Here is a 3,529-nt window from a genome sequence, read left to right on the forward strand (position 1 = left end):
AAAAAATATATTTATATTCTTCCGAAATAATCCAGACTAAATGGCACTATTTGATTTTTTAAAGAAAGACCGAAAACAAAAGGAATCCAAGCAAAGTGATATTTTGTTGGCAATGCCAATATTTAACGATGGTAAAAGCTATCAGCTTGATAAAGTTATTGATCATTTAAAAACATTCTGGAATCTTAATGTCACAGATATTGAAGGCAACGATGAGGTTTCTTCGTTCAATATAAATGGGGAGTCGGTTGCCATGGCAAATATGCCTGTACAAATACCGGGGGAAGATATAGAAGGCACGGCTTCGTATGCTTATAATTGGCCATCAGCGTTAAAAGATTTAGTAGGGCATACAGGGCATGTAATTGTATCGGTAATAACATCGCAAAAAAGCCCCGTAGAAAGATTTAAGATATTAAGTAAAGTTTTGGGATCGATTTTAATGACATCCGATGCTATCGCGGTATATCAAGGCAGTCAGTCACTGCTTATACCACGAAAACAGTATTTGAGTCATGTTGAAGAACTCGAAGAAAATGGGGTTCCTGTCATGTTGTGGATTTACATCGGACTTAGAAAAATAGCAACAGGAAATTGTGCTTATACTTATGGGCTGAAAGACTTTGAAAAGTCTGAAATTGAAATTATTAATTCAAAACTAAGCTTAGAAGAATTATTTGATTTGTTATTTAATATTACCTCCTATGTAATTGGTGATGACATTACCCTAAAAGATGGAGAAACAATAGGGCTTAACACTGAACAAAAAATACCCATTAAGTCATCGATAGGGCAATTCGTCGAAGGAGAATCTTTTAAACTTGAGATATAARCGCAAAAAAGACTGTATAAATAGACATGGTCTTTTCTCAAATAGACTTGAGTAGTACTCGAGTTTTAATCCTTACGGATTAGCAATGTCGTAGTTGAAAACTATGTATAATCGTCCTAAGTCACTAAACTTCGAATAGTGGGGTTATTCTGATCTAAAATATAATACTCATCAGCGTCTAATTCTGTAAGTAAAGAGGAACTAACCTTAGTTAGATATTGACTTTATTCGTTTTGCCGGCAACATTTAAAGTCCAATGTGGATAATCTATAAAGCTAACAAGTTCTTGGAAAATTATTCTGATTTCTGTTTTGATATTATCTATATCTGACCTTTTTGCTGAAAAGCGTTTACTATGCACACTTGAATCAGCTTTCCCGAGCCTTTTCTTCCAATTTTTGCTGACCTCCTGAGCTGTAAACCTTTATGTCGTGACCGGTTGCAGCTAATTTCTTTGCGATGATGCCGCCGATTGCGCCGGTACCTATAATTCCTATTTTCATTATGCTTGGTTTTAAATACTTAATACTGATTTGATCTTTCTTTGATCTTTCATTATTTAATTGTAGATCTTATTGGCAGTCATTCTCAATAAATTCTTTTGCAAAGTTAGCGCAATTTGCTTTCATTTGTATAGTGCTTTCCCAAAGGAAAGTGAAATAGTTAAACGAATGACATGGCCCAGAAAAAAACACATTGTGATTGCCTGAATACAATAAAGCCGGTAAGGGATGCACTTGACGTAATTAATGGCAAATGGAAACTGCCCATTATTATTTCTGTTGGTGTTGGCAATGACCGGTTTACCGACATACAGGAGAGCATACCAGGAATAACTCCTAAAGTCCTGGCTAAAGAACTTAAGGAACTTGAACAGCATAAACTTTTGAAACGCACTGTTTTGGGTGATTACCCCGTCAAGATATTATATACCCTGGAAAAATATGCGGATACGTTAACCCCGATCATCTATTCTTTAAAGGATTGGGGTATAATTCACAAGAAGGTTGTTTCTGCGGATTAGTACCTGCATGTTAATATCAGCGATATTTTCAATTGAGAAATATCTATCCATGTTGTTGATACCGAAATCTGCAAACATCTAAAATTGGTTGAAGAAACTGGTTTTGGTGCCTTTGATGCAGCTTATCTGAAAGATCTCTGGCGACCCGAGCCGAAATCACCTACCTATTGTACAAATCTTACTTTAGTAGAATAGAGCAACTCATTGTAACGGTAAAAAGCAACATTGTAACATTCAATGCTTAATATGTTTAATAGCTTGAACAGGACACATAAAGTATTTGTCAGCCATAAGTAATTACCAATCGAAAAGCACTTTCCTTTAGGAAACTACTATAAAAAGTAAAGTGTTTTAAGTATACTTTTACAACAGTTTCAGAGATAGATGAGCCGCTAAAAACGACGTTGTCCAAATTCAGCAGTAGCGATGGTTTATCCTTAGGGCTGGGAAAATAGGTCAGGACGCTAGACTTAGGAGTTCCACGCGCAATGTAGAATTGGCCGGTGTTTTTAAAGTAATAATAACAGTTAACTTAATATATATTAAAATTAAAAATGGAAATAGGAATAATCGGATCCGGTAACATTGGAAGTACACTTGTCGGACATTTGACTGCCTTGGGGCATGAGGTGAAAATTGCGAATTCGCGGGGACCGGAATCATTAGCAGAGGTCGCTACAAAAACCGGTGCAACGCCGGTGACAGTAGAACAGGCGGCAGGGGCTAAAGACATCATAATTATCGCTATACCTCCTACGGCGATGGAAAAGCTTCCGGTTGAAATCTTGTCCGCATCACAGGCGATCATCATAGATACCGGTAATTATTACCCATCCCGCGACGGAGAGAATTTGAATCTCAAGGATGGATTGACAGACAGTGAATGGGCTGCAACAGTGTTAGGCCACCCTGTAATCAAAGCTTTCAACAATATTCTGTCGCAAAGTTTGGCTTCAAAACCTACACCTGTAGAGAGTCCTGACCGAGTAGCTTTATCTGTTGCAGGTAATGAAGCAGAACATAAGCATATCGTTCAGGCACTTATTAACGAAATTGGTTTTGACGCCATTGACGGTGGATCGCTTTCAGAATCCTGGAGACAGCAGCCCGGTACTCCCGCCTATTGTAAGGATCTTGATAAGGAAGCGTTAGCAGCCGCATTACAAGAAGCCGATGCAAGCAAGCGTGCACAATATCTTGAAATGGCTGACGAGTCAATTCGTCCGTTTTTATAACATTTGGTTTAGAATATTTTAGCACTTATCAGGTTGGATAATTGTTAAAATATTTTCTATCAATATGTTACAGCAAGGTAATTTGGAAGTATTGGGATCTTCTCAAAGACTATTTACTTCCAAATAAAGGCTGAAATCCTTAATGCAAAAACAAACAGCCGATACTTAAGCACTTGATTTTGTACCGGGATGTAGGAAATTAAACAGTGCACAACAAAAAATTAAAAATTAAAAARATGAAAATAGGAATTATTGGAACAGGTGCTATTGGTAGCACACTGGCAGAGAAATTGTCTCATGCAGGACACCAGGTGAAAGTAACCAACACCCAGGATTTCGCTGAGCTTAGCAAAATTGCAGAACGTTTGGGAGCAAATGCTGCAACACTTAAGGACGTTGTTAAAGATGTAGAGGCCATCATTTTGTCCATTCCTTTCA

At 37.5% G+C, this 3,529-nt stretch carries 5 protein-coding genes; 4 read left to right on the forward strand and 1 reads right to left on the reverse strand.

Annotated elements, in window-relative coordinates; genetic code table 11:
* The first annotated feature begins 40 nt into the window (after positions 1-40).
* Positions 41-832, forward strand: a complete 792-nt coding sequence (locus AC1DPZ_RS24035; protein WP_477408240.1) for a DUF4261 domain-containing protein — start codon at positions 41-43, stop codon at positions 830-832.
* Positions 833-1,200: 368 nt separating this feature from the next.
* Here AC1DPZ_RS24035 and AC1DPZ_RS24040 read toward each other — a convergent pair whose 3' ends face one another.
* The gene (locus AC1DPZ_RS24040; RefSeq protein ID WP_477408248.1) at positions 1,201-1,365 is read right to left on the reverse strand and encodes an NAD(P)-binding domain-containing protein; all 165 of its coding nucleotides are present in this window, start codon (positions 1,363-1,365) and stop codon (positions 1,201-1,203) included.
* A 143-nt stretch (positions 1,366-1,508) separates the two neighbouring features.
* Between AC1DPZ_RS24040 and AC1DPZ_RS24045 the strand changes: the two genes are divergently transcribed.
* The 3 genes from AC1DPZ_RS24045 to AC1DPZ_RS24055 form a co-directional block, all read left to right on the forward strand.
* The gene (locus AC1DPZ_RS24045) at positions 1,509-1,856 is read left to right on the forward strand and encodes a winged helix-turn-helix transcriptional regulator (RefSeq protein WP_477408242.1); all 348 of its coding nucleotides are present in this window, start codon (positions 1,509-1,511) and stop codon (positions 1,854-1,856) included.
* Between the two features lie 554 nt (positions 1,857-2,410).
* On the forward strand, positions 2,411-3,091 hold the full coding sequence (locus tag AC1DPZ_RS24050) for an NADPH-dependent F420 reductase (protein ID WP_477408244.1): 681 nt from the start codon (positions 2,411-2,413) through the stop codon (positions 3,089-3,091).
* A 236-nt stretch (positions 3,092-3,327) separates the two neighbouring features.
* Positions 3,328-3,529, forward strand: a 202-nt coding sequence (locus AC1DPZ_RS24055; RefSeq protein WP_477408246.1) for an NAD(P)-binding domain-containing protein, incomplete at its 3' end; no start/stop codon positions are given.

This window comes from Mucilaginibacter sp. P4_G9 (assembly GCF_056400985.1).